Raw genomic sequence first — 26,959 nt, 5'->3', positions numbered from 1 at the left:
TTCCTAACTATAACTTCTTACTGATAATTTAATAAACTCGAATTTTAAGTGTTCAGGGTGTAACAAAGGAAGACTATCTTTTCCCTTCCACTCCCATGCAGACACATAACAATAATTTTCATCATCCCTTAACGCTTCTCCGTCCGCAGTTTGATATTCTTCTCTGAAATGCGCCCCGCATGATTCTTCTCTGCTTAATGCATCATGACACATCAGCTCTGCAATCTCCAGATAATCTGCTACCCTGCCCGCTTTTTCCAGTTCGCTGTTAATTTCATCAGCAGTTCCAGGAACAATCAGGTCTTTGTAAAACGCTGCTCTCAGCACTTTAATCCCTTCAATAGCTTCAGTCAACCCTTCAGCAGACCGTGACAAACCACATTTATCATATAATAGCTTTCCTAATTTCTTATGGAAGTAATCTGCTGTTTTTGTGCCCTTGATCTCACAAAGCCCGGCCAGCTGTGTGATAACTTCTCTTTCAATCCGGTCAAATTCAGGATGCGCAGTCGTTATCTTTTCTTTCTTCAATTCTCCCGATAAATAATTAGCCAGCGTATACGGAAGAATGAAATAACCATCTACACAAGCTTGCAATAAAGAATTTGCCCCCAGCCTGTTTGCACCATGGTCCGCAAAATTAGCCTCTCCAATTGCAAATAAACCAGGAATGGTAGTCATCAGTTCATAGTCTACCCATAACCCGCCCATCGAAAAGTGCGCAGCAGGAGAAATCTTCATTGGCGCAGCATAGGCATCATCGGCAGTTATCTTTTTATACATAGAAAACAGGTTTCCATATTTCTCTTTGATCTTCTCTTTTCCCTGTTCTTTGATCGCTTTTGAAAAATCAAGATATACTGCATTCCGCTGTGCACCCACACCGAAACCAGCATCAATTCTTTCTTTAGCAGCCCTGGAAGAAATATCTCTTGGTGCAAGGTTACCAAATGAAGGATAACGTCTTTCCAGATAATAATCTCTTTCCTGTTCAGGAATATCATTTGCAGCCCTTTGTTCATCTGGTAATTTAGGAACCCAGATCCTTCCGTCATTCCGCAATGATTCTGACATCAGTGTTAATTTCGACTGATAATCTCCCGATTGAGGTAAACTCGTCGGGTGGATCTGCGTCCAGCTTGGACAGGCCATCAGCGCTCCTCTTTTATGTGCCCTCCAAATGGCCGATCCATTACAGCCCATAGCCAGCGTGGATAAATAATAGATTTTACCAAATCCGCCTGTAGCAATCACGACAGCCTCAGCAGCAAAACGCTCTATTAAGCCACTATCCAGATTTCGAGCAATAATTCCTTTGGCTTTCCCTTCTGCAACCACCAGATCCAGCATTTCATGCCGGCTGTGTAAAGTAACTTTCCCCAGAGAAACCTGTCTCATCAATGCCTGATAAGCACCGAGCAATAATTGCTGTCCGGTTTGTCCCCGCGCATAAAAAGTACGGCTCACCTGCACTCCGCCAAAAGATCGGTTACTCAGGTATCCACCATATTCCCTTGCAAAAGGTACACCTTGCGCTACTGCCTGATCAATCAGGTTTAAAGAACATTCCGCTAAACGGTATACATTAGCTTCGCGTGCCCTGAAATCCCCGCCTTTGAGTGTATCATAAAACATCCTGTAAACAGAGTCTCCGTCATTCTGATAATTCTTTGCTGCATTAACACCGCCCTGAGCAGCAACCGAATGCGCCCTTCTGGCAGAATCCTGAAAACAAAAAGAAGTAACCGGGTAGCCCTGTTCTGCTAAAGAGGCAGCAGCAGATGCGCCAGCAAGTCCGGTTCCAACCACAATAACAGGTAATTTTTTCCGGTTTGCAGGATTGACCAGTTTCGCCTGCACTTTATATTGGCTCCATTTAGTTTCTAATGGGCCGGCTGGTATTTTAGCATCTAATTCCATAATCCGAATTGGGTAAGGTGAACATAAACCGGGATTACTGCAAAACCGATAGTAATTGCATAACTGTAGACTGTACCAAAGGTTTGTACGAGCGCGGCATATCCCGGATGGTATAACCCTAATGTTCTGACAGCACTTTTAAAGCCATGTAAAAGGTGAAAACCTAAGGCAAACATTGACAGCACATAAAGCAATACATACCACCACGATTTAAACGCATGGATAACCACAACATATAGATCCTTATTGCCATTTCTATCAAAGGGTACTGTCCCGAATTTATAGACATACCAGAAATCCTTGAAATGGATCACCAGGAAAATCAAGAGGATGGTACCCAGTATCCCCATATTTCTCGAATACCATTTACTGGCCTGTTTGCGGTTATCATAAGCATATTTGGCTGCTGTTTGTTTATTTCTTACGGTGATAACTAAAGCATCCACCGCATGTGCGATCAGCGAAAAATACAGTACATAAGAAATCACCTTGATAAATATATTACCCGATAAAAGGTTAGAGTAATAATTAAAACTCTCTGCTGCCCGGTCTGCCGGCAGCAACAACTGTAGATTTCCCAATAAATGGATCACCAGGAAAAAACACAGGAACAGTCCGGTCAGGGCCATCAGGTTTTTTCGTGATAAAGTACTTTTTAAAAAAGTTATGTTCATATTATTCTGATTAATAAACTCCGGTGACTTTCCACCATAAACCACCCAATCCCATCCAGATTGCTAATAAAGCAACCCCGACAATCAATCCCATAATCCACCACTGTTTAACATCTACGTAACCGCTTCCAAAATAGACCGGAGCAGGGCCATGCGCATAATGTGTAATCGTACCAAACAATGAACCTGTAAAACCTAACATCAGCGCCAGTAACAGTGGAGGTACGCCCATCGCGATACCTACCGCTAACAAAGCGGCATACATAGCAGCCACATGTGCAGTTGCACTGGCAAACAGGTAGTGACTTAGGAAATAAACAACTATAATGATTGGGAAAGCCAATGTCCAGGACATCCCTAAAAGTAAAGTCTGTATTAAATGTCCAAACCAGGGAATAAAGCCTAATTCGTTTAATGATCCGGCCATCATCACCAGTGTCGCAAACCAGACGATGGTATCCCATGCTCCTTTTTCAGCTTTCACATCTTCCCACGTCAGTACCTGAGTAAGCAATAAGATAGAAAGTCCAATAAATGCAGTTGTTGTCGCATCTATTTTAAACAGGTCTCCGGTTACCCAAAGCACCAGTAAAATCACGAATGCCAGTAGCATCAGCCACTCATTTTTTGTGATCTTGCCCATTTCTTTCAACTTCGCTACAGCCATTGCTGGTGCTTCCGTAGTCTTTTTCAATTCAGGAGGAAAAATCTTATACAATAAATAAGGGATAATAATTACTGAAGCCAGTCCGGGAACAATTGCAGCCCAGAACCAGGACATCCAGCTGATATGAATCCCCATATCTGCTGCAAATTTCTGACACATCGGGTTACTTGCCGTTCCGGTCAGGAACATAGCCGAAGCAATCAGGTTCATGTAATAACTGTTCAACGTCAGATAAGCTCCTACTTTACGGTGTGTCTCCGCCTGGTCGGGCATAGAGCCCAGGCTCATCGCCATAGATTTCATGATCGGATAAATAATCCCACCGCCCCTTGCTGTGTTACTTGGAATGGCCGGAGCAAGTATTAAATCGGCAGCACCCAGACTATAAGCTAAGCCCAAAGAACTTTTACCGAATAATTTAATAAAGATGTAGGCGATCCTGCTTCCCAAACCTGTTTTGATAAAGCCACGGGCGATAAAAAAACTAATCCCGATCAGCCAGATTACCTTATCACCAAAACTTCTTAAAGCCAGTGTAATCGATTTTCCCGGATTGCCCGGAGCAAGTACACCAGTCATGGCAACCAGCGCGATAGCCATCATACAAAGCGTGCCCATACTGGCTGCTTTCAGGATAATCCCGACAATGGTAGCCAGAAAGATTGCCAGTAAATGCCAGGCTTCTGGTTTAACACCTTCCGGGGCAGGAATAAACCAGATTGCGAGCCCGAATAAGACGGTAATCAGCAATGGAACCGGTTGAATTTCTTTTTTTGGAGGCGCCGCCGCCGCTGTAGTAGCTGTAGATTTCATGATCGTATTTAACTTATAGTCTTGATTGGACCTGTACTATAAACATTTCATTGTTGTATTGTGTGGTGCCGGGAACATTTCTTTTGTAACGGTCAACATTAACTCCAAACTGGATGCGTGCACTATAAGCTTTTAAGAACTCTGCACTGATCATTGGTGTCCAGGTTTGTCTTGGATTATTAGCAGCGTGTTTAAAATCGCTATCAAAATTCTCGTACCGGCAAGAGAATTCCAATGAACTTAGACGGTGATAATTGATTGCATACCTCAGGTTGGGCAGAAGATATAGACCACGCATCTGATAATTGCCCACGCCGCCCACACGTTTAGCAGAATCCAGCCCGTAATAATAGGTGTGGTTATTTCCCTGCTTAAATTCTGTTTCTATTTCCAGTGACCACTTTTTACCTAAAGGAACAACACCAGATAAATCTACGCCCGAAGCGTATACACTGCTTCCTAAAACAGTTGCAAGTCCACCATTCAACCCTAATTTAATCTTCAGGCTTTTTTGCAAGCCTAATTCTACCCGGGTAGAAAAGTGTTTTCCATTGTCATTATCCATCAGTTGATTCCTGTTATTGCCGTTGACCACAGAAAGTTCATATTTAACAGGAATTTCTCCATGAGTTGCGCCGTAAATACTTGCACCAATCTGGAAGCTTTGCCAGCCATTATTCCCGAAAGCTGTATATTGATTAGAATAATCCATTGATTTAATCACATCAACCGGATACATATCCTCTAGTCCAAAAGCAGGCCTGAATTGTCCCATTTTCAGATTTATAAAGTTATCCAGCCGATAAGTGATATAAGCATTTTCCAAAACTTTATTTTTAGGATCAGATTTAAAATCTGCGAGGTTAAGCAATAACACTACATCGGTACGATCAGATATTTTCGAAGTGAACTGTAACCTGGCCCTCTTGATATCAAAATCATTATAAACTGCCTTACCATCAGTGTGATGCAGGCCATTTAAATCGATATTTTTATTGCCGCTGAAGAGATACCGGGCCTGAAACAGCCCGCGCATAGTAATCTTCCCTTTGGCTGTAGAATCTGGTTTCACAGGCTCCTGCGCCTGGATTTGGAAAACGCCAGTAAAGGAGAGTACCAGTATTAGTAAGAATTTATTCATATATAAAGATCCGGGTAAATCATGCGTCAGCGCATGTTTGTTATCATCACAAAATATGATCTTCATCAAACAATTTTAGTTTTTATAGTAATTATTAAATAAGCTTTAAAATAGTTTAAAATAAATAACTGATTAGAATGAAGAGCGTTTTTAGTTCTAATATTTGTGCCTATGAATATAATAAATTCATCCTTTAAAACTCCATTTCTACTTATATTCCAGTCGAAAAAACGATTAAACCTATCCAATTTTGAATGATTACAAATAATCGCTAGGAATCTTAGATTAATATCATTTACTTTGCGATCTTTATCTTAATTCATTCTAAATAAATGGCGTGAAGGTTCCTGACTTTCCCCAATTTATAATCAGGTTTCGGTTATGACTTTAAAAAAGATCAATGCATGGTTACATTTATGGCTGGGACTCGGTTCAGGCCTGATTGTATTTATTGTAAGTATTACAGGATGTATTTATGTTTTTGAAAAAGAAATAAGAAACTTCTATCAACCTTGGCAGTTTGTACAGCCTCAGGAGAAATCCTTTCTATTACCAACCCAGCTTATTGATAGTGCGAAACCGGAATTAGGTAAATTAAAACCTACTTCTATCAATTACGGGCAGAAAAATGAAGCGGCTACCGTCAACTCTCTAAACCGTAAAAAAGGGACAAGCCTGGTTATTTACATGAATCCTTACACTGCTGAGATCATTCATATTGACCGCAAGAACAAAAGAAGTAATGCCGATTTCTTCAGGTTTATTCTGAATGGACACCGTACATTATGGATGGGTAAAACAGGTTCAAAAATAATCGGAGTTGGCGTACTGGTTTTTGTAGTCTTATTAATCTCCGGGATTGTTTTATGGTGGCCTAAAAAGTGGATTAAATCAATACGTGATCAGAGCTTTAAAATTAAATGGAGCGGCAGTTTTAAACGCGTCAACTATGATCTGCACAAAGTTGCAGGTTTTTATGTCTTTCTTGTCTTATTGCTAATTTCATTAACAGGCCTTGTTTACAGTTACAAATGGTATAGTAAATCTTTATACTGGGTAACTTCAGGGGGTAAATCTTTAGAAGCTAAACCAAGACCGTTATCGGATACGACCACAAATGCTGTGTTTCAGCCAAAAAATATTGATAAAATTTATAGAAAGCTAGCTACTACTGATCAGGCCGCAGGGATGTTTATTACGCTTCCTGCAAAAGCTTCGGATGCTATAGGCTTCATCGTTTATTTAAAAGCCGGAACACTTTATAAGGCAGACAGGTACGCTTTCGATCAATATACAATGAAACAGTTTGCAGGCAACTCTCCGCTATTGGGGAAATACGAGGATGCCAGCATTCCTGATAAAATCAGAAGAATGAATTACGACCTGCACGTAGGCGCTGTAATGGGGCTTCCAACAAAAATCATCGCTTTTCTAGCCAGTCTGATTTCTGCAAGTCTGCCAATTACCGGATTTTTAGTTTGGTACGGCAAAAAATTCAAAAAGAAAAAAGGGAAAAAACCATTGGTTCAGGAAAAAATGGTCTTGAAAAAGACAACTGCTCCCTGGAAGCTTAAAAAAGTAAGGACTGCGGCTATGCAGGAACCTGTCGTTTAGCTTCATTCAATTATTAGCTGGGTAAACTACTCAGTCTTCTATTAAAACTACCCTAAAATCATTCTCTTTACATCGTTTTTTGATAAGCTTCATCCTGCTTATTATTTATTTTAATTTTCCTTTAAATATGTTTTGCAACTCTGTTGCAAATAACTATCTTAGCATTGTTGCAACCGGGGATAAGCCAAAAACCCGTTATCATAGCAGGCATTATACTTAATGAAATTTGATGAAACCATTGTGGCTCGTCCAGGATGCTTCATGAACATTAAACAAATTATAATCTTATGAAAAATCAATCAGAAAAAATCAAGTTAAATCTTGAAGACCTTCAATTAGAGAGCTTTGTAACCAGTATTGACAGTGAAGTTGCCATGCGTTTATCAGGCGGTTTAGGTAATGTATCAGAGCCAACACATACGGAGCCTACAGATGACCACCATACACCTGCCATTAAGTGTACTACAGTTATCTGCTAGTTTAATTAAATATCAATTGTTCACAAAGAGGGCCGGGAAACCGGCCCTCTTTTTACGCCTGTTCTTTCAGGCCAATCATTCCACTGATAATCAGAGATCTCATTTGTAACAGGATTTTCTCGCGTAATACTGTAGTTTCCAATCGCAGTTGCGCATTCCCTGAAAAATCCCCTAAAATTAAGCTGATCAGTTCCTGTCCGCTCAAAGCCTGCTGATTCAGATAATTCAGTATCAACGTGCTTAGCTGACCAATGTAAATTGTATTTACGCCGTTCTCTTCAGACATAAATAATGCAGCCTGATAGGTTTGCAAGAGTCCAAGAACCTTTTTAAGTTGGATACTCAACGAATAAAAACCTACATGATCATTTAGCTTGAATGATAAGCTGCATAATTCCTCGCTGGTCGCGACAGACAATTGTTTAGCCTGGTCCAATATAAACTCCTTCTTTTTTTTATAACATAAATAGCCTTTATGTAATTTCCACCTGACTGCCAGCTTATGCTCAAAGTCAAAAACTTCAGCAATTCCCGATTCTTCAAGCTCAGGCAAACCATTGATCTTTTGATAAAGCCGCTCCTCAAATTCATTGAAGTCCTCAGCTTGTAGTTTCAGCATAAAACCGGGTTCACTCTGGTCTAAAAGATGAATTGTTCGCGTATAATAGGTGGAGAAAATCCGCTGTTTGATTGCAAATTTGCTATGACCGGCTACCGCAGCTGGTTTTTTTCCACTGGGTGGCAATACGGGATAAGCCACACTATCCATTTCCTTATTCAGCAATTGCAACAGCATATAACCGACTCCGGATTTGCCGGATAATAGTCCGTAATCAAATTGATTAGCAGAAATATAAGTATTATAACTCCGTTTACGTGAATATTGAACGCTGGCCCGATCAGCAACTGATAAAATTAATTCCGTATAGTTTTTCTGTTGCAGGTCAGCAAATCCGGATAAAAAAGGTAATAATCCCATATATCCGCTACAAAGTGTAAAATCAGTACGGTGCATCTTTTCCAGCTCCTTTAAACATTTTTTCATCACCAGCTGGCAGTGCTGATAATAAATTTCCTTTCCAGTCAGTTCATAGGCATATAACCTGGCCAAACCGATTCCACCAGCACCATGTGCCCAGGAATTCACCTTGTTCATTTCTGGTATAAACACATCCAGATCCCAGTGGTGTGCATCTGGCAGGCTCAACCTGAATTTTCCCAACCTCAAATCCAGCCAGTTTCCAGAACCGGGATGAAAATATTGCATCTCATAAGCCAGTGCCTGCTCAGCAAGATAAATCAAGCCATCATTTTTAAAATAATTGCCTACCTGCATTAAAACATATGCTATCCCCGATGCCCCATGAGAGAACCCCGCCATACTATCAAAAGAAGATTTCGACTGGTTATAATCCCATTTCAACCCAACTAACGAAATTCTTGCTTCTTTGATGATTCTTTCAATCAGCTGATGAATAAGCGTTAACAGGTTTTTAGTACGCAGGTGATGATAAAGTAAAGTAATCACCAGTAAACTGCCGGAATATCCGCTTAACAAATCGGCCTTGGCCGTCTGGTTCACAATATTTTCCTGATTATCCAATAACAAGTGCGATGCGCAACGCAGATATTTCTCGTCTTTAGTATGCTCATAAAGCTTGATACAGACATAAATTACACCAGTTATTCCCGTATAAAAACCAAAAGACCGCGGTTTTAATACAGCTTCTTCTTTCAGGACTTTATTCATAATATCTTCTGCCATTTTCAAATCTTCCGTTTTACCGGAAAGCTCAAAAAGGCCAATATAAAACAAAGCAATGCCGCTATTTCCATTAAAAATATCAAATGTAGTTTGAAATGAAAACTTGTCAACCGTTTCATAAAAAGGACTCTGCCAATATACACCAGCATCATCTCTTCTGGAAGAGGCGAGCAAATCACTTTTAATTTGTGCTAATTGCTTCTGAATTCTTTGAGTTTGCAGTGAGGTAAATGATTGCATGCATTTTAAATTAAGAATTAGCTATAAAATCAAGACATTGGAGCGTACAGTACATCCCATAAGCTTCCTCATGATTACTGATACCCAGACGGTTATTATTCATATGCATTAAACTTGTCATAATTTCAATGCGTTTTATTTCCGTAAAATCCGCCTGCCGATAATTTTGCAGGATCAGCCTGTTCGCTTTAAACAAATCTTGTACTTCCTGATTTGCCGTTCCTGCGGTAATTTCTTCCCAAAAAACTTTTGACGCAGGTAAAATAACCGCTTTTGTCCTGTTAAACGAAGTTTCAAATTCTTTTAACCAAAATATTTTCTGAGTTGCTGTATCTGTTCCTGAAAGATATAAACGAGGCAGCCAGCCATCTATAAAAAAATTACAGACTATAATCAACCTGGCAATTTCCCACCCGGTGGCCAGTAGTAAAATCAGCTGTAATTGCAAGGATTGTATTAAAGCAGAAGCTCCAGATTTTCTGGTACAGATCCAGTCTAAAATAAAAGCTGAAGATTTAAAAAAATGTAATTCAGCCCATCGCATGCTCTGGTGATTCCCATAACGTGTTATTTCAGGCTCATAAACGGGAAACTGTAATGCATGATCGGCCGGGTACTGAAGAAAAAATTCATTTGCTCTTTTTTCCAATGTTTTAATCAAAACATTCTGTAAAGAGAGCTCAGCATTCATTCTAAGCCTGATATGACTTCCGTTCTCCCAGTAACGGATAAAGAACCAGGATGCTTCAGTATTATCATCAGGAAAGAATTCACAGACAAACGGTGTGACCAATTCTCTTAACATTAAATCCAGATCACCAGCATAAAACAAGTAAGCAGCAAACCATTGTATAGCTTTAGTTTTCATATTTAATATTGATACCATTGCAGTAAATATTCTTTCACGGGCTCAGGATGGCTGGATTGATCCGTACCATTAGCTACAGGAAGCATTTCTTCAATAATCACATAGGCTCCTGCCCTGACCAGCAAACGCTTAAACATTTCGACTAATAAAGGCTGTTCAAAAGAGATAAACTGGGGTTTATAATCATCCCCAAACCCTTCTTTTTTAGCTTCCGGCTGAACAGTGGGTTTAATGACAAAAGATCTTTTCCTGAGGAATAAAAACAACGTAACAGGGATTCCGTGCTGACTACGCCAAACATTAATCCGGATAAAATAAGCGTAGGCAGTTTCTCCGGGTTGCTGCACAGGTATTGAATCCGTTTTTATACGCCAGGTTTTCCTTCTGAGAATCACTGAATTTTCATAAGTAATTCTCGGCAGTGCTTCAACCTCGTGCTCTTGTTCCTGTTCTATATTCAGATAACAAGCATCTACAAGATTTATAAATGGCTGTAAAGAAAGCTTGGCTTCCTGGTTAAAATGTGCCATGAGCTGGTACAGGTTCGAGCGGTTATAAAAAGACTCCAGGCATAAATCGTAAGTAAAGACCTGCTCCTGCTGATAAGTTAGTTTTAAAGCGCCTGTCTGCTGCTCAAAACTTAAGACTAACTCATCTACAGGAATCTGCTGTTTTTCCGGGTAACTCTTATTTCCACCGGGTAAAGCGATTTCCCGGGTAAGTAAAGAAGGGTGAACATTCGCATTAAAACTTGAAGCATCATTGAGTTCTGCTTTAAGCATTCCGGGATGAAGCTTACTATTGTATTTGACAAAATCTGTAGTTATATCAGGTGTAAACAAAGGCAAAAAACGACCGCTTACCTTACCCATTCCCGGCAATACAGTATTGATCACCCCAAACATGCAGTCCGTTTCCTGCTGCATTTTCCCCTTATAAAACTGGACGAAAAGTCCCCTTGAATAAGGAGCAGATGACACTAATGCTTTCGGAAAAAAGTCATTCACCAGATTCAGGATATTCGGTTTATGCTGCGTGAGTACAGTTAATTTTTCACTGATCTCTTTTTCCCAATCACCAGGCTCCGGTACAGTTGCCCCTGGCTTTGCCGCGTTCTCCTTTTCAGGTTTTTTAACCTGCAAATAATAAGCCTGGTAAAAATCAATCAATTGAACCTGTGCCTGAGCAGAATAATGTTCCAGAAAAAAGCGGCTCATTTTTTCCCGCTCGGTTTTCAGTAAATCCAGCTGAAGCAAGTGATTTAAAAGCTGATCGGCCTTTGCCGTAAAATCCTGAAGACAACGCTCTTCCAGAATTTCCCGATCAGCCGTATAACAATCCTCATAAAACAGTTGTCTGCCAGCGAAATGATGCGGGATGAAATTCAAGGTTTCAAAAGCACCATTCATTGGTGATGTTTTAGCTCCGGCCGAAATAGAACGGTCCGCATTGACCGGCAACCCAGCCTCAGTTTGTAATTTCTGAAAAACAGCAGTCACAGTCTTTTCCGCATAATCCAGGATCAACTTCCGCTTGGTGGTATCACCCTGCACATAAGCCAGCTGATACTGCTGCAACTGTTTAAATAAGTAAATGATTTGAAAAACAGCTGGCTCACTGCTCTCAAGTTTGGTAAAGAATTTCAATATTTTGTGATCCCACTGCGGGTCAATTCCTGAAGTTTCCATACCAGCTTCTAGTAGCCCTGCGGCAACCAGTTTAAAGAGATACTTTTTAATTGACAAATAATCAGCTTCTTCTACTGCATAAGCCATATAATTTGCCAGCTCTTTCACATTTACTGACTCCTGATTGTCATTAAGATAGTTAAAGACCAATAGTTGCAGACCTGAGGCAGGTAACAGCTGAAAGGATTCTATGTTATTAAAATTGACCAGGAATTGTATTTTACCTGCTTTGATCACTGCTGTTTTATTGAGTTTTACAGTCAGCAATTCATTTACTCCCGGATGATGAATCAGGATAGATTTCAGATATTCAAATAATGCATTGTTAAGCCGGAGACTATTTTTAACAGTTTTAGCCGCGGGCGAAGGAATTGCAATTTGCGTACTGGCCAATTGCATAATTCCGGTATAGGTGAAAGTGCTGAACGGAGAAGTTTTAAAACACATTCTGGTTAGGTAGCGCAGCAAACTGAACTCTATTCTCAATTCCTTTTGACGGAAAGAGGCAGGTTCTTTTTGCATATAAGCTGATAATTGTTCCAGTAAAACGGGACTGGATAAAAGCAATCCATTTTGCAAGGTCGTATCCATGGCCAGTACCTGAAGTTTCCTGCTATGTTCAATCATCAGCTGCTGATAATTTAAAGTATTAGTTTGATGGAAAGTCTCCATGTTCTGGCTCACTTGCATATAATCCTGAAAATCCAGTGTCAGATCTGCTGGAAATATATCCAGCAATTCTTCCAGCTTTTGTGGATTTACCTTTTTATCATTAAAGACTTGTCTTTTAAGATTAATGAGCCGCTGCCTCAGCACATCATCTGTCTGAATCGTAATCAGATCAAATAATCCATCACAAATCAATGCTTTAAGCTTTGTTTTTGCAGCTTTCATCTGATGGTCTTTTTGCAGTATCCCTTTTGATTCTTCTAGTTTAAAAGAATCAAAAACCTGGTAGTTCATCCCTGCGTATCTGACTAAAGAGTGTGGAAATATTTCGATGCTCATTTGTTATTTATTTAGGTTATTTACTTAGCTCCAATTGATTTTTAATGAGTTGGTAATAGTGTCCATGTTTTGCAATCAATTCCTGATGTGTTCCTTTTTCAACCAATTCCCCCTGATGCAGTACCACGATCTGATCCGCGTTTTTCACAGTACTTAACCGGTGTGCAACGATCAGCACCGTTTTCCCCGCAAAAAAATTATTCAGGTTGTTGACGATTGACAATTCATTATGTGCATCCAGCGAGTTGGTTGCTTCATCCAGAAATATATAAGCCGGGTTTCTATAAATCAACCTGGCGATCAGCAGTCTTTGTTTTTGGCCTTCACTTAGGCCATAACCATCTTTTCCAACTACGGTATCGTAGCCAAATGGCATAGCCATAAAAAAATCATGCATATTTGCCAGTCTGGATACTTCGTAAAGACGCATTTTATCTTTGACCACTGATCCGGCAAAAACATTATTTGCGATGGTATCCATAAAGATATAACCGTCTTGCATAACCACCCCGCATGCTGCCCTCCACTGCTTAGCATGTACCTGATCTACAGCTCGGTTACCTATAGTAATCGTACCTTTGCTCACCTGGTAAAACTTCAGTAAAAGCTTGATTAAGGTCGTTTTACCGCTTCCGCTCATCCCAACAATGGCCGTAACTTTACCAGCAGGGATCAACAGATCCACGTTTTTCAAGACAAATGGTGCCTGATTATTTCCATAATGAAAGCTCACCTGTTTCAACTCGATAGCTTCGGGCGCAGTGGCCATATCCTGGTATTCGACTTCAAAATCTTCTTCCGCTTCCTGATGAACTTCTGCCATTCGCTGTAAGCTGAACTTTGTATTTTGAGAAACCCGGGCAAATTCAACGAGTTGCGTAACTGGTGTATTGAGCTGACCGCAGATATAGGTGATGGCCAGCATTCCACCCAAAGTAACCTGATCATTGATGACCAGCATCGCAGCCGCATAAGTAATCAGTACGTTCTTGACTTCATTAATGAAATAGCCAATCCCCTGCATCAGCTGATCTAGTTGTAAAGCCTCCAGTTTAAGCCCGTAAGACTGATCTTGCAGGCTTTCCCATAACTCTTGCTTTTCTTCCGCACTACCTGTCAGTTTAATTTCCTGCATGGCATAAAAAATCTCCAGCAATAGCTGCTGATTGGCAGAAAGCACTTTAAATTTCTTCTGGTCAATTACCTTTCTTTTCTGCTGGAAAGAATTAGACCAGACCACACTGGTCACCGCACCAATCAGGAAGATTAAAAAGATTTGCCAATTATAATAACACAATACCCCACCCAGCACTACCAATGTAATTGCAGAAAGAATAAAGCTGATCAATGAATTTGTCAGGAATTCTTCGACCCGCTGGTTATCATTCACCCGCTGCATATTATCACCCGCCTGCCGGTTATCAAAAAAAGAAAAAGGCAAATGCATCAGCTTGGCCAGGAACTCTTTCAGTAAAACAATGCTGGTTCTCGCGCCTAACCTGAAAAGCAATCTTGCGCGGAGAAAATCCATCAGCATCCTTCCGGAAAACAACATCAGTTGCCCGATACAGATCAAAAAAAGTAAGTTTGTGTTTTTACCCTGAATTCCTTTATCTACAATCAGCTGCGTCAAAAATGGAATAATCAGAGAAAAACCGCAGGCCAGTAAAAGACTCAAACCAATCGGAATCAAACTTTTACGGTGTAATTTCAGATAGGGCAATAAAGACCATAAAGAAGCAGAATGATCAGCAATACTTTGTTTTTCCTCAAAAACAGGAGTTGTTTCCAATAATAAAGCCCTGCCAATAGTGCTGCCCTCTTTTATTTGCCAGGAGCGAATAAAATCTTCCTTTCGCACTTTAACCTTTCCACTCAGTGCAGGGTCAGCTAAGTAAGCATACCTGCTGGTCATCCGGTATAAAACCACATAATGCTCCTTTTCCCAGTGAAGGATACAAGGCAACCGGACCTTATGGAACAACTGTTTGTAAGGCAGTTCTGCTGCCAGTGTTTTGAAACCCAGCAATTTTGCTGCTTCGATCATACTGGCCATCGTCGTTCCCTGTTTGCCTATGCTGCAAAGTTTCCTGAAATAAGCTATTGGAAAAGTTTTCCCATAATATGCAGAGACTATTTTAAGACAAACTGGCCCGCAATCCATAGCATCTGGTTGTTTATAAAACGGAAATTTCCTGCCAGAAGAGAAAGATTGAAACATAGCTAAACGATTCTTAAATACAACACTGTTGCAAATATTATAAATATAATGCAACTTTGATGCAATTAATAATTAATAAATGTCTTCATCCGCTTATACTCCTTTACGTACCTTAATCTGGAAAGAATTCCGGTTAGCTTTCCGTGATCAAATCATGAGCACGCTGGCTATCATTATTTATACTTTGTTCCTGACAAGCGGGCTGTTAACTGTTTTTCAGTACCAGAACGATCAGCAAAGCCGCGAACTATCCAATAAAAAATTCCGTCAGCAGTGGGAAGCGCAACATAACAATCCGCATGAGGCTGCACATTTCGGCACTTATCTTTTTAAGCCTTTAAATCTTTTAAGTGCGTTTGATCCCGGACTTAATGACTATTTCGGAACTACCTACCGCGTTGAAGCCCACGTACAGCATGAGGTAGATTATAGCAATGCAGAACGCAACGATGCTTTGATGCGGTTCGGTCAGTTTACACTGGCTTTGATTATGCAAATGCTGATCCCGCTCCTGCTGCTGTTCATCAGTTCCTCTGCACTGACTTATGAAAAAGAATCCGGCACTTTCAGGATGCTGATGGCACAAGGTATAAGTCCTTCACAACTAGCCTGGGGAAAAGTCTGGTCAAACTATTTACTGGTGGTCTTCCTGGTCATGCCAATTTTTATAGTCTTATTTTTCATCGTCCTGTTATCCCCTTCTGGAATAGCTTTATTAGGCAGGTTTTTTATTCTTGCAGGCGGTTACCTGCTATTTTATTTACTGGTCACACTCACTGGTGTGATTGTATCTGCGCTGAGCAGTACTTCAAGAACAGCAACACTCACTGTTTTAATAGTATGGTTGTTCAGCAGTATTCTGCTTCCTAAAATAGCAGCTGGCCAGGCAGCAGACGCATACCCTCTAAGCTCACGTGCTGCTTTCAATAATAATGTTAAGCAAGGGTTTCTAAAGGGGATTAATGGAGATTTGCCTTACCAGGAAAGAGGTGAAAAACACTATGCAGCTTTATTAAAAAAATACCGGCCGGATAGTTCAGCCCAGCTTCCGGTTAATACAGACGGTTTAATGTTACAATACCATGAAGATTATCAGAATAAAGTATTTGACCATTATTATACAGCGCTGGCAAACACTTTCAATCAGCAGCAATCTATTTTGAATTATGCCGGTTTAGCAGACCCCTTCATAAGTCTGAAACGGCTTTCAATGGCAATGTCGGGCACGGATTTTTACCACCACCAAACCTTCTTTCTTCAGGCGAAAGCATACCGCAATACCCTGATCCGCAAACTGAATCTAGAACTCGCCAGTCATCCAGTAAAACCGAATGAAAGCTACCAGGCAGATCCACGATTTTTCCTACAGCTTAAGGATTTCCAGTATCAGGTTCCAACGTTACTGCAAACGCTGTATTTACAGCGTCTGGCACTGCTCTCCCTCTGCTGTTGGATAGGCCTGCTTTCTGTCACTTTATATTTCATTACAAAACCTTCATTGCGCTAAATATGCAGTTATTCATTTTAATTTCCCGTTTCGAATGGCGGCAATTCTTACGTCAGCCGGTTCAATTACTCTTGCTGCTATTTTTCCTGCTGATGAGTTTGTACAGCCTGTACAATGGGCAAGTTTTTGTATCCGGACAATTAACCGGACTGGATACCCTGGCAAATAATCAGCAGGCAAACCGTCAGGAGCTGATCGGCAGGTTTCATGTGGATACTTCTACTGCTAAAGGAAAAATGCTGGCTCAGCAGGCAGGTTTGCCACAGGTCGTGGAATTTAAAGCGCCTCCAGCAGCAACTAACCCGCCTCATGGACTCGCCGTAATGGCTATTGGTCAGCGCGATCTGCTGCCCTATTTTGATATCGTGAGCAGTAAACGTGATATTTTAACTCCACCCAATGCAGAAATTGCTAATCCGGAGAAACTGGCGTCAGGTAATTTCGATTTCTCCTTTGTGCTGATCTACTTGTTCCCGCTATTAATTATTATCCTGAGTTACGATCTTTTTTCCAGAGAAGCTGAACAACAAACAGACCGTTTGCTTGCCGTACAAAGTGGAGAAATCATGCGCATTTTAGGGTATAAAATCCTTTTCCGCCTGCTTTTCATCAGCCTGCTCACCAATATACTCAGCTTGATTGGTTTCTTTAGTCGTCCAGCCGCCACTGCCCTGCATCTGCCTGATGTTCTTTTATGGATTCTGGTGACGAATACCTATCTGCTATTTTGGTTTGCGGTCTGCTGGCTGGTGATCATCCTGCGCAAATCTTCCTCAATCAATGCTTTAATTTTGCTGGGCATCTGGTTATTGCTGACTTTAATCTTACCAGCGGTAACCAACAAATTCGCCGCACTCAAACATCCTATGCCACTGCGTACTGAACTCGTATCCAATCAGCGGGAAACAATGACGCATACCTGGGAAATGCCGATCCCGCAGCTGTTGAAGGAATTCTATCAAAACAACCCGCAATATCTCAGGTTGAAAACTGACGGAGATACTGCGATTTATGGCAATAAAAGGTTTGTAGCTTATTACGACCTATTAGGCAGACGGATGAACAAAAATGTTCAGGAATATAATGCTGCTGCCGCAAAACATAATAGCTGGTTAAGTCAAATGGCCTGGTTTAATCCGGTCGCTCAAATGCAGTCTTTGCTAAATTCGGCCGCACAAACCGGGCTCAGTGATTATCTGTATTATCAAAACCAGACTGGCATCTTTCAGAACCAATGGGTAAAACTGATGAACAGTTACCTGTTGTCCAATAAAAAATTAAGCCTGGCCGAAGTTCAGCACCTGCCCGTGTTTCATCCCGCAACAGATCAAACCAAAACAAACCGTATACTAATCAATACCCTATCGATCTGGCTGGCCATTTTACTGATCCTGCTGATTGCCCGTCAAAAAAAAACAAATCCGAATAATTAACAACTCCACTAATTGCCACACCAAATGAAAAAAACCTTTTACTTACTTATCCTCAGTTTGAGCGCTCTGCCCAATTTTATTCATGCCCAACAACCCAAAAAGTTAACCGATACCACGAGCCATATCAATAAACTCAACCAGATTAATGTGACCAGTAAAAAAAAGGTCAGGATTAAAACCGATACCCTTTCCAATAGCTTAAAACTTCAACAACCCTTAATTCAGATCCCCCAGAATATCATCAGCGTATCAACGGGGTTATTGCAACAACAAGGCGCATTAGAACTTAAAGATGCTGCACGTAATGCCAGCGGTGTTTATTTCGGTTATAACAGCACCCCGTTTGATAACTCTGCCGTCGCACAAATTCGTGGTTTCGCAGCATATACTACCTTAAATGGGATGTCACGCCGTTTTAGTTATGGCGCTTCTATTGATGATGAAGCGCTGATAGAGAACGTAGAATTTGTTAAAGGCCCGGCCGGCTTTTTGAATTCTGTGGGTGAGCCGGGTGGATCAATTAATATCCTTACTAAAACCCCCGGCCATAAACTTTTAAATATCGTACAAACTGCGGGGAGTTTCAATTTATACAGGATAGCCGCAGATATTGGTTCCGAAGTCCGGAAAAAAGGATTCTCTTATCGTTTCAATACGGCTTATCAGCACAAGGACTCTTACCTGAATGATATCCGTACCAATAAATACGTCGTTGCTCCGGTATTACAGTATAATTTTAGTCCTGATACTTATGTACTGGCAGAATATGACTTTATCAGAGGTGAAGTCCAGAATGGTTCAGCAATTGTGAAAGTACGCAGTGAACAAGACATCTTAAAAGGCCCGATCAGCACAAATTACAGTTCAGAGCGTAGTTTGCCCACAAGTTATACACAAAATGAGACCGCAAGACTCTATGCCGTGCATAAATTCAGTGATAACTGGCAGGTCACTTTACAATCTTCTTATTTATCATCGCCTTATAAAAACTGGAATATGACCTCCAAAGGAAGTATGGTGAATTTTGATGCCGATGGAAATACAAAACGCAGAGCAAGCCTTTCCATGGGTGCGGGAAAAACCTTCTCCAGTCAGTTATTTGCAAATGGTCAGCTCAAAACAGGAAGTATCAAACATCAATTATTATTTGGTGCAGATTATACAAACAGCAGGGACTCTTTATCATTGAATAACGGAAAGATAGAATCAGATTATAATAAATTTGGAACAGTAAATACGGCCAGACCGGAAATAGTTAAACTAATAACCAGGATCAACAGGACGAACAACAATACTTTTATAAAATCAGCTTTCGTTTATGACAATATCCAGTTGCAGGAAAAACTTTTACTGACCCTTGGTGCGAGATATACCTGGTATACGAACGAAAAAGAAACGACGAATGCCAAAGGTGTTGTTAAAACCAACAATTACAATCAAAAAGCACTTTCTCCACGTGCTGCACTAACTTACCTGGTTAATCCTGCTACATCAATTTTCTTCTTATATGACCAGTCTTTTGTCCCTCAAAGTTACCAGAGGGCTATTGTTGATCCTGTAAGTAAAGAAATAACAGGAACAGCAGCTATTGATCCTCAAAAAGGTAAGGACATGGAACTTGGTATAAAAAGAAATTGGTTCAACTCCCGTTTATACACAACCCTGAATGGGTTTCATACCTTAAAATCGAATGTCCCGGTAACGGATCTGATCAATGCAGGATTCGTCACCCCGGCCGGCCAGGTAACCAGTAATGGAATTGAGGTGGACGTGATTGGAAATATTACCGATCAGCTTTCCATCTCGACAAACTATACCTATGTAAAGTCTACCATCACTAAAGATGAAGATCCGGAGTTAGTGGGTAAAGAACTTCCACAAACCCCGCAGCAGATCTTTAATACCTGGATACAGTACAGTTTTCCACTGAAAAACAAAGCGAGTCTGAACCTGAGTTTAGGCCAGACCACGATGATCAGACGCAGTACCTCAGAGAAAAATCAGTACATACCCGATTTCACCAAATATGATGCAGGTTTAAGTTACGTGCAGGATAAATATTTCTTTCGTTTAATCGCAGATAACCTGACCGGCAAACGTTACATGTCATCCGGAGATTTGATTACTGGTTATCCATACGATGGCCGTAATTTCTATTATATCGACGGTGATCCGTTTAATGTAAAAGTATCTGTAGGAATTAAGTTTTAAACCATAAACAGTATGTTACAAGCCATAGAACTGACTAAAAAATACGGGGATCAGGTAGCACTTAACAGCCTGAATTTGAAAGTTGAACCGGGAGAAGTGTTTTGTTTACTCGGCCAGAATGGAGCTGGTAAAACCACGACAATTAATTTGTTCCTGGGTTTTACAGGAGTTTCTTCCGGAAAAGCACTGGTCAACGGGGTTTTGGTTAGTCCGGACCAACCGGAAACGAATAAATTCCTGGCCTATATTCCGGAAGTAGTCATGTTATATGCAAACCTGACCAGCTTAGAGAACCTTGGTTTTTTTAGCCGCATCGCCGGGTTCAACTATAAAAAAGAGGAACTCGAAAAGTATTTGTTACAGGCAGGTTTGCAACCGGAAGCTTTTCACAAAAGAGTTGGAAATTATAGCAAGGGTATGCGCCAGAAAGTAGGAATTGCTATTGCTGTGGCCAAAAATGCAGAAGTTATTTTAATGGATGAGCCAACAAGCGGGCTTGATCCAAAAGCAACGCATGAATTCAGCGAAATTGTCAAACAGCTTTCTAAGGATGGAAGAACCATTTTTATGGCTACACATGACATTTTTAATGCTGTAAACGTGGGTACAAGGATTGGGATTATGCGCCAGGGATCACTCATCCATACGCTGAATGCCAATGACATTTCTGCACATGATTTACAACAATTGTACCTGGAAACGATCTGATTTGCTCAACTGGGCGGGAGGGTTAAACCTCCTGCTCAGCTTTTAATTTTTTAGCTTCATCCTTACGTAAAAAGCGGAATAGAGAAAACCCGATAATCAAGGTGATAATTCCCTGGGCCATAACCGTATCTGGCGTACCAATCCATTGGGACAGTGTTCCGATCAATAATCCACCCAAAGGCTGCATCCCGAAAAAGGCCATCGCATAAAAGCTGATCACTCTTCCGCGCATTGCCGGATCTACTGTGGTTTGAATTAAAGTATTACTAATGGTAATCTGTGACATCATTCCGAAACCGGATATAGTCGCAAAAACTAAGGCAATGGGATAATAGGTCGTATGTGAAAACAAGACCAGTCCGGCTCCGAATATAAGCGTATTGGTTGCCAGAATCTTTCTCAGGTTCCTGCCGGGTTTTAAAGAGGCCAGGAAAATTGCGCCGCAAAATGCACCCAGACCAATTACACTATCAATCACACCGAAGGTTGAGGCCGTTCCTTTGAAAATATCCTTCGCGTAAACAGGAATTAGCGTACTGAAGGGTAAAACCAGCAAACTGATCAGCGCCAGCATAATCAGCACAAATGCAATAGAGGGTGTTTGTTTAATATACTGGAATCCTTCTTTAAGTTCTCCAAACACATTTTTAGTTCTTGGCTTCTCCAAGTATTTGGGAAGTTTCATCAGCAGCAAAGAACCGATTACCGCAATAAAACTCACGGCATTCAGACCGAAACAAATATCCTCTCCAAACTTTTCCAGCGCTATGCCGGCAATCCCCGGGCCGATAAGCCTGGACAGGTTGACCATAGAAGAATTTAAAGCGAGTGCATTAGGCAAATCAGCTTTATCATCTACCATTTCATAAACTAAGGATTGCCTTGCCGGTACATCAAAAGCGTTGATCAGACCGAGTAAAGCACTTAAAGCAATAATTTCCCAGACTGAATAGTGTCTGAAGAAAATCAGTAAAGTCATTAAAATAGCCTGCCCCATAGAAGCAAACTGGGTAATCAACAATAGCTTATACCGGTTATACCGATCGGATGCAACTCCGCCAAGGAAAGAAAAAATAAAAGACGGAAACATACTCGCGAACAGCGTGAGCCCAAGCATGAACTTGGAATGCGTTTCTGAATACACTACCCAGCTTACCGCAGTTTTCTGCATCCAGGTACCAATCAGTGAAATAGACTGACCACTGAAATACAGCCTGTAATTACGGCTTTTAAAGGCATTGAATGTACTGATCTGCATGTTAATCTAAATGCAGCTTGAAGATTAGCGGCCAGTTTTTACCGGTTACGTACAATAATTGATGCGTTTTATCCCAGGCAATACCATTCAGCACACTATCTTCAGACTTTGGGGTATAATTGGGTGCATAATTTGACAACAGACCGAAACAATCAATTGTCCCAACTACCTTTCCGCTGGAAACATTCACCTTTAATATTTTCGTCGTCTGCCATTGATTGATGTAAAGAAATCCATCCACATATTCCAGTTCATTCAGCTGATCTACTGTGCCTAAATTATCAGTGACTTGTATTTGCCCTACAATAGCAAAGCTTTTTGGGTCAAGTTTATAGATAATAGAACTCCCTACACTCACATAAAGATTTTTACCATCATTAGTCATTCCCCAGCCTTCTTGCGGCCACTTGAAGGTTCCTGTTGGTTTGGTCAGATCTTTCAGGTCATAAACATAGGCAACATGGTTTTGGTAGGTCAGCTGAAAAAGCTGATTGCCGAGTATGGAGATCCCTTCACCATAAATACTCTTGTCTTTCAGTGGAAATTTTTTCTCCAGCTTGCCGGAACTCGTATCTGATACGGAAACAAATGAATTCTCATAGGTTCCGGTTCCTTCGTAGATTTTTCCATTGTGGAGTTCAAACCCCTCAGTGTAGGCAGCGGTATCATGTGGTAAGGTACCCACAACTTTGTAAGTCAGGCTTTTAGGAGCCTGAGTAGCGATGGAATCTGCTGAAGTAGCTGCGGTTTTTGTTTCCTTGTTCTTATTTTGACAGGAAGCAACGGTAATAGCCAGCCCGAGAGCCAGCACTTTATATTTGTTATACATGAAATTGTTTGTTGCTGCGGTTTGAAATCCGCAGGAAATATATAAATATTCTTAACAATAAAAGGCCGCCTGTTTAGAGGCAGCCTGATTTTATGAAGGTGAAAAACCTTATTCTTCTTCTTTTTTAGGAGCAAATCCGCGATCCACATCTAAAGTGTAGGAAGCTTCTGAGGATTTATCTGCTTGTTTTAAATTGTCAATTTCGGTAGCCAGCGTATCTGCTTCGGATGGAGGAATAGCATCTATTCCATCAGATTGTACGTCTTGCTGACTTAATTGGTCATCTTCCTCTTCTTCGTTACTATACGGTGTATTATTTTCTGTGATAATCATATGTTCTGGTTTTAGTGATAAAACAAAATAGTGATCAGCTTGTTTCAATTCAGCATATTTTACAAGTAAAATTATTGTGATCTGATTGAAACTACAGGCTGGTTAAGCTTTTTTAAAACTCTTAAGCAGCGTGATCCCTAATATACCTGCAATTAAAGAAGCAATCAGGATACCATATTTAGCTTGGTCAATGAATTCCGGTTGTTCGAATGCCAGGTTACTGATAAATAAGGACATCGTGAAACCTACACCGGCCAGCAGCGCAACTCCCGTAATATGTTTCCAGTTTGCCTGATCCGGCAATTGTGCCAGTCCGGTTTTCACCATCAGCCACGTGAATAAAAGCACACCGGCAAATTTACCAATGATTAAGCCTGATATAACCCCTATGCTCACCGGATTTACCAAAGCAGAGAAGAAGTCTGCTCCTATAATTATACCTGCATTGGCAAGCGCAAAAAGCGGCATAATCACAAAAGCAACCCAGGGATGCAAAGCATACTCAATTTTCTGCAATGGGGTTTCTGCTGCCAGGGTCAGACTTTTGACTTGTTCGATAGTTCTATGTTGTTCTGAAGTGGTCAATAAACCACTATTAGGAATTTCATTTTCAAAATCTGCGGATAACTTTCTCAGGTTTTCAGAAAAGCTATTTTCATTAATCTTAGTCACCGCAGGAATAGTAAATGCAACTAAAACCCCTGCTATTGTAGCATGAACCCCTGAAAGCAAAAATCCAATCCAAACTGCAATTCCTATTAAAAGGTAAAAAGCTGTACTTCTGATCCCTAATTTATTACCTGCAATTAATATCAGCAGAAAAATTGCCGCTATCCCCAGCGGAACGAAGTTCAGATTACTGGTGTAAAAAAATGCAATGACTAAAACCGCACCCAGGTCATCCGCAACTGCCAGTGCAGAAAGAAATACCTTCACTGAGCCGGGAATATGTTTTCCAGCCATAGAAAGCAGTGCCAGCGCAAAAGCAATATCAGTTGCCATTGGAATACCCCAGCCGTGTTCAGAAGCTAATCCTTTATTAATCACAAAAAAAATAGCAGCCGGAATCAGCATTCCGCCTAAAGCGGCCATCATCGGTAAAGAAGCCTTTTTCAAGGTAGACAATTCGCCTTCCATGAACTCTCTTTTCAGCTCTAATCCAATCACAAAGAAAAACAAAGCCATCAGCCCATCATTAATCCAGATATGAAGTGGCTTGTTCAATACATAGCTATCAAAACCAATGGAGAATTTAATATCCCACAAATGATGGTATGACTCATGAAATGGTGAGTTGGCCCATACAATGGCAATAATCACACTTAAAAACAGGACTATTCCGCCAGTATATTCAAGGTGAATGAATTTGCTTACCGGGGCAATAATTTTTTCAAAGGGTGATTTTGGTATTAATTCCATAGTTGTCTGATCAACTCAAAAATAAGGTTAATTATCCTATTTTACACCACCAAATGCGGCAAAACATGAGTTTTTATGCAGTATTTCTATGTTTTTGAACCCCACTTTAAGGAGTAAATCTACCTGGTAATTAACCGAACGCGGTGTATCTTCATAAGCAATATAATCAAATACTTTTTCACGGTATTCCACTCCACCCAGTGTTTCCAGATAAGCACCGTAATGATCTTTAAAAAGCTGGGTAATTGCCGGAGAATCATGTGCAATCAGATCTGAAATCCATATACTTCCGCCAGGTTTCAAACTCTTATACATCTTGCTAAAAACCAATTCCCAATCTGCATCATCGCGAAGATGATGAAAAACTGCTGAAGCAAGAATAATATCAAAGTGTGAATTTGGTAATTCAAGCTGACGCATATCGGCTTGTATAGTCGCCACTGTACCGGTGGTCTGAGCCATTACTCTTTCTTTTGCCCTTTCCAGCATCGGTAAACTCAAATCATTCAGGGTACAATTCAGATTAGCTGTTTTACTCAGCATCTTTAACGTGTAATTACCTGCACCACAACCTATATCAAGCAATTCAGTTGCTGCCGGATTGATATACTGTGCTGCCGATGTACAAAGATCCATGGTTAATGGAGCATCTATCGTAGTCAGCTGTCCGGTATCCAGGTTAGAAAACCTTTCTACATCATTATCAAATCTTGTTCTGATCTCTGCTGTCGTTGCCCTGTTGGTATAGTCTGTTTTCATTTTTTATTTTTTGTCCTTTACATCATCATTTACTTCAAGCCAGTGTCCGTCAGGATCCTGAAAATAGATTTGCTTCACGCCATCTACCCTGATGGTCGGCTCTTTAGCTGTACCAGGCCAATTGGCATAGTCAACTTTCTCCTGATCCAGTTCCCTTATAAAATCCGGGATTGAATTTACGCTAAAACATAAGTGTTCATTTTTATCATGAACAGTGGTTTGTTTTGCGCCCAGAATCAAATGCATTTGTCCGGCAGCTCCTAGTGTAAACCAGATATGTTTACCGTCTTTGAAGGGTTCCTGAATTTGTTGAAGGTGGAATAGTTTTTCATAAAATGCTGTACTTTTTGCAAGATCAGTTACATAAACAGCAATGTGATTGAGTACTGCGGCTTCCTTTCCCGCGGATGTCTGCGCAAATGACTGACTTACAGCGCCCGCAAATAAGCAGAGTGCAAGCAAAAAAGCATGAGGTTTCATATGGAGTAGTAATTAAAAAGGGGGGTTGAAATAAGAAAGGCCGGGCATTGTTCAGTCTACCCGGCCCCGTGTCATCAATTCATATGAACTGGTGGTGTCATAAGGACAGTACAAATATAAAATATCTTTAGAATTAAACAACAAATAAAAATGTTAATTCATTAAATTTCAGCTAACTATATTTAATATAAAAGATATAAAGGTGTTTTATTCTCCTTTAGTAAATTGTTTTTGCACTGAAATTTAAGAGTTATTTAACTTAAAGTATTGTATTATCCTTCTCTTTTTACATAGGTTTTATTCCCATTTTTATTGATATAATATTTTCCACCACGTGGCCCGGTAAGGATTTCTTCTCCATTTGGCCCCGAAATAGTTCTGTCAACAGTCGGTTTGTAGTCTTTTGCAACTGGTGCAACAGCAGCTTTAGGCGCTTTGGTTGCTTTAGTGACCGTCGTTTTTGTCTCTTGCACAGGAGCGGCCGCTGGTGCAGCCGAATTGGTGTAGCGTTTATCTGGCGTACCATCTTTTTTAAGTCTGACCGTTCCAGGGGCAGCCGTAGCAGCAGGTGCCGCCGTTACTGGTTTTGTGGTGGTGGTAACTTTAGTTACTTTGCTTGCTTTTTCCTTTTGTACTGTTTTATCAGGAGGGGATACTTTGGTAGTTGTAGTCGTCGTATAACGCTTGTCAGGCGTACCATCTTTCTTTAATTTAGTCGTTGTTGTAGTCGATTTTGCCGGTGTATAACGCTTATCTGGCGTACCGTCTTTTTTAACCTTAACTGTTGCAGGTGCAGCGGTTTGCGCCATTGTTAAGCTTACCCAGAAACTTAATATGGCCACTAACGAAAGTAATTTTTTCATAAGATTCTTATTTAATAAATTGATTTATATACAATGTAAGAAATTGCCTATGTATTCCACA

The 26,959-nt window shown here is 40.6% G+C and carries 21 protein-coding genes; 6 read left to right on the top strand and 15 right to left on the bottom strand.

Annotation, left to right across the window (positions count from 1 at the left end; all coding sequences use genetic code 11):
- Nucleotides 1–3 precede the first annotated feature (3 nt).
- From HDE70_RS25265 to HDE70_RS25250, 4 genes are read right to left on the bottom strand one after another with little or no spacing between them, the layout of a single operon-like run.
- Nucleotides 4–1,920, bottom strand: coding sequence for a fumarate reductase/succinate dehydrogenase flavoprotein subunit (locus HDE70_RS25265; RefSeq protein ID WP_183892201.1), 1,917 nt, complete (start codon nucleotides 1,918–1,920; stop codon nucleotides 4–6).
- Complete coding sequence (locus tag HDE70_RS25260) at nucleotides 1,911–2,594, bottom strand: succinate dehydrogenase cytochrome b subunit (protein ID WP_183868621.1); 684 nt, start codon at nucleotides 2,592–2,594, stop codon at nucleotides 1,911–1,913. The genes HDE70_RS25265 and HDE70_RS25260 overlap by 10 nt, the downstream gene beginning before the upstream one ends.
- A gap of 10 nt (nucleotides 2,595–2,604) precedes the next feature.
- A complete protein-coding gene (locus tag HDE70_RS25255) occupies nucleotides 2,605–4,074 on the bottom strand; it encodes an anion permease (RefSeq protein ID WP_183868619.1) in 1,470 nt (489 codons plus the stop codon).
- 13 nt (nucleotides 4,075–4,087) lie between these two features.
- Nucleotides 4,088–5,281, bottom strand: coding sequence for an OprO/OprP family phosphate-selective porin (locus tag HDE70_RS25250; RefSeq protein WP_260162095.1), 1,194 nt, complete (start codon nucleotides 5,279–5,281; stop codon nucleotides 4,088–4,090).
- A 315-nt stretch (nucleotides 5,282–5,596) separates the two neighbouring features.
- On the opposite strand from HDE70_RS25250, the gene HDE70_RS25245 reads away from it, so the two are divergent.
- Both HDE70_RS25245 and HDE70_RS25240 read left to right on the top strand, forming a co-directional pair.
- The gene (locus HDE70_RS25245) at nucleotides 5,597–6,829 is read left to right on the top strand and encodes a PepSY-associated TM helix domain-containing protein (protein WP_183892200.1); all 1,233 of its coding nucleotides are present in this window, start codon (nucleotides 5,597–5,599) and stop codon (nucleotides 6,827–6,829) included.
- A 287-nt stretch (nucleotides 6,830–7,116) separates the two neighbouring features.
- Nucleotides 7,117–7,308 (top strand): pinensin family lanthipeptide, encoded by a 192-nt coding sequence (locus HDE70_RS25240; RefSeq protein ID WP_041882676.1) that lies wholly within the window; start codon nucleotides 7,117–7,119, stop codon nucleotides 7,306–7,308.
- Between the two features lie 52 nt (nucleotides 7,309–7,360).
- Here HDE70_RS25240 and HDE70_RS25235 read toward each other — a convergent pair whose 3' ends face one another.
- The 4 genes from HDE70_RS25235 to HDE70_RS25220 are packed head-to-tail and all read right to left on the bottom strand — an operon-like array spanning nucleotide 7,361 to nucleotide 15,098.
- A complete protein-coding gene (locus HDE70_RS25235; RefSeq protein ID WP_183892199.1) occupies nucleotides 7,361–9,313 on the bottom strand; it encodes a lanthionine synthetase LanC family protein in 1,953 nt (650 codons plus the stop codon).
- 10 nt (nucleotides 9,314–9,323) lie between these two features.
- Nucleotides 9,324–10,181 (bottom strand): thiopeptide-type bacteriocin biosynthesis protein, encoded by an 858-nt coding sequence (locus tag HDE70_RS25230; RefSeq protein WP_183892198.1) that lies wholly within the window; start codon nucleotides 10,179–10,181, stop codon nucleotides 9,324–9,326.
- A 2-nt stretch (nucleotides 10,182–10,183) separates the two neighbouring features.
- Nucleotides 10,184–12,877, bottom strand: coding sequence for a lantibiotic dehydratase (locus HDE70_RS25225; RefSeq protein ID WP_183892197.1), 2,694 nt, complete (start codon nucleotides 12,875–12,877; stop codon nucleotides 10,184–10,186).
- Between the two features lie 16 nt (nucleotides 12,878–12,893).
- On the bottom strand, nucleotides 12,894–15,098 hold the full coding sequence (locus HDE70_RS25220) for a peptidase domain-containing ABC transporter (protein WP_183892196.1): 2,205 nt from the start codon (nucleotides 15,096–15,098) through the stop codon (nucleotides 12,894–12,896).
- Nucleotides 15,099–15,177: 79 nt separating this feature from the next.
- Here HDE70_RS25220 and HDE70_RS25215 point away from each other — a divergent pair, with 79 nt between their 5' ends.
- Genes HDE70_RS25215 through HDE70_RS25200 form a run of 4 tightly spaced genes read left to right on the top strand, consistent with a single transcriptional unit; the run spans nucleotide 15,178 to nucleotide 20,957 of the window.
- Nucleotides 15,178–16,605 (top strand): ABC transporter permease subunit, encoded by a 1,428-nt coding sequence (locus HDE70_RS25215; RefSeq protein WP_183892195.1) that lies wholly within the window; start codon nucleotides 15,178–15,180, stop codon nucleotides 16,603–16,605.
- A gap of 2 nt (nucleotides 16,606–16,607) precedes the next feature.
- Nucleotides 16,608–18,038, top strand: coding sequence for a DUF3526 domain-containing protein (locus HDE70_RS25210; protein ID WP_183892194.1), 1,431 nt, complete (start codon nucleotides 16,608–16,610; stop codon nucleotides 18,036–18,038).
- Between the two features lie 24 nt (nucleotides 18,039–18,062).
- Nucleotides 18,063–20,249, top strand: a complete 2,187-nt coding sequence (locus HDE70_RS25205) for a TonB-dependent siderophore receptor (RefSeq protein ID WP_183892193.1) — start codon at nucleotides 18,063–18,065, stop codon at nucleotides 20,247–20,249.
- A gap of 12 nt (nucleotides 20,250–20,261) precedes the next feature.
- On the top strand, nucleotides 20,262–20,957 hold the full coding sequence (locus tag HDE70_RS25200; protein WP_183892192.1) for an ABC transporter ATP-binding protein: 696 nt from the start codon (nucleotides 20,262–20,264) through the stop codon (nucleotides 20,955–20,957).
- Between the two features lie 22 nt (nucleotides 20,958–20,979).
- Here HDE70_RS25200 and HDE70_RS25195 read toward each other — a convergent pair whose 3' ends face one another.
- From HDE70_RS25195 to HDE70_RS25165, 7 genes are all read right to left on the bottom strand, one after another.
- Nucleotides 20,980–22,215 carry an MFS transporter gene (locus HDE70_RS25195; protein ID WP_183868598.1) on the bottom strand — a complete coding sequence of 412 codons (1,236 nt, stop codon included), beginning with the start codon at nucleotides 22,213–22,215 and terminating at the stop codon, nucleotides 20,980–20,982.
- 1 nt (nucleotide 22,216) lies between these two features.
- Nucleotides 22,217–23,044 carry a glutaminyl-peptide cyclotransferase gene (locus tag HDE70_RS25190; RefSeq protein ID WP_183892191.1) on the bottom strand — a complete coding sequence of 276 codons (828 nt, stop codon included), beginning with the start codon at nucleotides 23,042–23,044 and terminating at the stop codon, nucleotides 22,217–22,219.
- Between the two features lie 108 nt (nucleotides 23,045–23,152).
- Nucleotides 23,153–23,425, bottom strand: a complete 273-nt coding sequence (locus HDE70_RS25185) for a hypothetical protein (RefSeq protein ID WP_183892190.1) — start codon at nucleotides 23,423–23,425, stop codon at nucleotides 23,153–23,155.
- 54 nt (nucleotides 23,426–23,479) lie between these two features.
- The gene (gene nhaA / locus HDE70_RS25180) at nucleotides 23,480–24,796 is read right to left on the bottom strand and encodes a Na+/H+ antiporter NhaA (protein WP_183868595.1); all 1,317 of its coding nucleotides are present in this window, start codon (nucleotides 24,794–24,796) and stop codon (nucleotides 23,480–23,482) included.
- Nucleotides 24,797–24,832: 36 nt separating this feature from the next.
- Nucleotides 24,833–25,555 carry a class I SAM-dependent methyltransferase gene (locus tag HDE70_RS25175; protein ID WP_183892189.1) on the bottom strand — a complete coding sequence of 241 codons (723 nt, stop codon included), beginning with the start codon at nucleotides 25,553–25,555 and terminating at the stop codon, nucleotides 24,833–24,835.
- A 3-nt stretch (nucleotides 25,556–25,558) separates the two neighbouring features.
- A complete protein-coding gene (locus HDE70_RS25170) occupies nucleotides 25,559–26,035 on the bottom strand; it encodes a VOC family protein (RefSeq protein WP_183892188.1) in 477 nt (158 codons plus the stop codon).
- Nucleotides 26,036–26,307: 272 nt separating this feature from the next.
- Nucleotides 26,308–26,898 carry a hypothetical protein gene (locus tag HDE70_RS25165; protein ID WP_183892187.1) on the bottom strand — a complete coding sequence of 197 codons (591 nt, stop codon included), beginning with the start codon at nucleotides 26,896–26,898 and terminating at the stop codon, nucleotides 26,308–26,310.
- Nucleotides 26,899–26,959: the final 61 nt, after the last annotated feature.

This window comes from Pedobacter cryoconitis (assembly GCF_014200595.1).
Taxonomy (GTDB): Bacteria; Bacteroidota; Bacteroidia; order Sphingobacteriales; family Sphingobacteriaceae; genus Pedobacter; species Pedobacter cryoconitis_C.
This window is presented reverse-complemented; position numbering and strand designations above follow the sequence as displayed.

Excerpts from the sequence above, each read along its gene's own strand:
- HDE70_RS25265 (WP_183892201.1), bottom strand. The coding sequence starts at position 1,920 with ATGGAATTAGATGCTAAAATACCAGCCGGCCCATTAGAAACTAAATGG.
- HDE70_RS25260 (WP_183868621.1), bottom strand. The coding sequence starts at position 2,594 with ATGAACATAACTTTTTTAAAAAGTACTTTATCACGAAAAAACCTGATG.
- HDE70_RS25255 (WP_183868619.1), bottom strand. The coding sequence starts at position 4,074 with ATGAAATCTACAGCTACTACAGCGGCGGCGGCGCCTCCAAAAAAAGAA.
- HDE70_RS25250 (WP_260162095.1), bottom strand. The coding sequence starts at position 5,281 with ATGAAGATCATATTTTGTGATGATAACAAACATGCGCTGACGCATGAT.
- HDE70_RS25245 (WP_183892200.1), top strand. The coding sequence starts at position 5,597 with ATGACTTTAAAAAAGATCAATGCATGGTTACATTTATGGCTGGGACTC.
- HDE70_RS25240 (WP_041882676.1), top strand. The coding sequence starts at position 7,117 with ATGAAAAATCAATCAGAAAAAATCAAGTTAAATCTTGAAGACCTTCAA.
- HDE70_RS25235 (WP_183892199.1), bottom strand. The coding sequence starts at position 9,313 with ATGCAATCATTTACCTCACTGCAAACTCAAAGAATTCAGAAGCAATTA.
- HDE70_RS25230 (WP_183892198.1), bottom strand. The coding sequence starts at position 10,181 with ATGAAAACTAAAGCTATACAATGGTTTGCTGCTTACTTGTTTTATGCT.
- HDE70_RS25225 (WP_183892197.1), bottom strand. The coding sequence starts at position 12,877 with ATGAGCATCGAAATATTTCCACACTCTTTAGTCAGATACGCAGGGATG.
- HDE70_RS25220 (WP_183892196.1), bottom strand. The coding sequence starts at position 15,098 with ATGTTTCAATCTTTCTCTTCTGGCAGGAAATTTCCGTTTTATAAACAA.
- HDE70_RS25215 (WP_183892195.1), top strand. The coding sequence starts at position 15,178 with ATGTCTTCATCCGCTTATACTCCTTTACGTACCTTAATCTGGAAAGAA.
- HDE70_RS25210 (WP_183892194.1), top strand. The coding sequence starts at position 16,608 with ATGCAGTTATTCATTTTAATTTCCCGTTTCGAATGGCGGCAATTCTTA.
- HDE70_RS25205 (WP_183892193.1), top strand. The coding sequence starts at position 18,063 with ATGAAAAAAACCTTTTACTTACTTATCCTCAGTTTGAGCGCTCTGCCC.
- HDE70_RS25200 (WP_183892192.1), top strand. The coding sequence starts at position 20,262 with ATGTTACAAGCCATAGAACTGACTAAAAAATACGGGGATCAGGTAGCA.
- HDE70_RS25195 (WP_183868598.1), bottom strand. The coding sequence starts at position 22,215 with ATGCAGATCAGTACATTCAATGCCTTTAAAAGCCGTAATTACAGGCTG.
- HDE70_RS25190 (WP_183892191.1), bottom strand. The coding sequence starts at position 23,044 with ATGTATAACAAATATAAAGTGCTGGCTCTCGGGCTGGCTATTACCGTT.
- nhaA (WP_183868595.1), bottom strand. The coding sequence starts at position 24,796 with ATGGAATTAATACCAAAATCACCCTTTGAAAAAATTATTGCCCCGGTA.
- HDE70_RS25175 (WP_183892189.1), bottom strand. The coding sequence starts at position 25,555 with ATGAAAACAGACTATACCAACAGGGCAACGACAGCAGAGATCAGAACA.
- HDE70_RS25170 (WP_183892188.1), bottom strand. The coding sequence starts at position 26,035 with ATGAAACCTCATGCTTTTTTGCTTGCACTCTGCTTATTTGCGGGCGCT.
- HDE70_RS25165 (WP_183892187.1), bottom strand. The coding sequence starts at position 26,898 with ATGAAAAAATTACTTTCGTTAGTGGCCATATTAAGTTTCTGGGTAAGC.